The 1088-nt window shown below is 61.5% G+C and carries 1 protein-coding gene and 1 pseudogene; both read left to right on the top strand.

From position 1 onward, the window contains the following. Positions 1-800, top strand: an 800-nt coding sequence (locus CAPSK01_RS00015) for an ISL3 family transposase (RefSeq protein WP_034920755.1), incomplete at its 5' end; no start/stop codon positions are given. Between the two features lie 44 nt (positions 801-844). Beyond that, positions 845-1088 (top strand): annotated as a pseudogene (locus CAPSK01_RS21210) (hypothetical protein); the annotation flags it as partial.

Raw genomic sequence — 1088 nt, 5'->3', positions numbered from 1 at the left:
GGGTTCGCGCGATCGGCGTCGATGAGACCGCAAGCAAGCGTGGTCAGACGTACATCTCTGTTTTTTATGACCTCGACGCACAGCGTCTGCTGTTTGCGACGCCGGGCCGGGACAAGGCCACGCTCGGGAAGTTCGCCAGCGACCTCAGGGCGCATGGTGGCCAGCCCACCGCGATCACCCATGTCAGCATGGACATGAGCGGTTCGTTCCAGGCCGGCGCCGCCGAGCACTTTCCAGCAGCCGAGGTCTGTTTCGACCGCTTCCACGTGGTCGCTCTGAGCAGCACGGCGCTGGACGAGGTGCGACGCGCCGAGGTAAAGACCGCGCCCGAACTCAAAGGCACCCGCTGGGGCCTGCACAAGAAACCCGCCGACTGGACCGTCAAGCAAACCGACACCATGTACTGGTTGCAGCGCTCGAACCTCAAGACCGCACGGGCCTGGCGGATCAAGCAGGCGCTGCGCTCCATCTACGCCACTGCCAAGACACCTGACGAGGCCAAGCCCTTGCTCAAGCGCTGGCTCAGCTGGGCCAGCCGCTGCCGACTCGAACCCTTCAAGCGCCTCGGCAGGACGATCACCAAGCATCTTCCTGGCGTACTCAACGGTTTTAACGCCGGCAAACACAACGGCCGCGTCGAAGCGATGAATCGATCCCTCCAGGAGGCGCGCGCACGGGCGCGCGGCTATCGCCGCGTCGAAAACTTCATCGCCATGGCCTACCTCATCGCTGGAAAGCTCACTCATTTGCCCGCCTCGCCCTTCGCCCCGTTCTTGCCCGTTCCACACGAAACGACCTAAACCCAGATTTTGACCCACCCACGTTGACGGTCGAGCGTGCGAACTTGAATCTGGTTGAGGTTTACTTCCCGCTGTGGCTCTATATCGCGGATCTGCGCGAGGATATCCGGCTAGAGAAAGTCAAGCGTAGACGTAACGAGCGACAGTTGATTCGAAAGGCCCTTACAGAGCTGAACCTGCGTGTCTCCTCGGACTACGAGGTAAGCAGCCGACAACTCATCACCTTTCAACCGCTTGACGACAGTCAGGGGCCGTTCGCTCGCCTAGTTGACCTCGGAACAGCCACGT

Origin of the sequence: Candidatus Accumulibacter vicinus (assembly GCF_000584955.1) — a bacterium.
GTDB lineage: Bacteria > Pseudomonadota > Gammaproteobacteria > Burkholderiales > Rhodocyclaceae > Accumulibacter > Accumulibacter vicinus.
The sequence above is the reverse complement of the archived record's forward strand: the minus strand, read 5'-3'. Positions and strand labels throughout refer to the sequence as shown.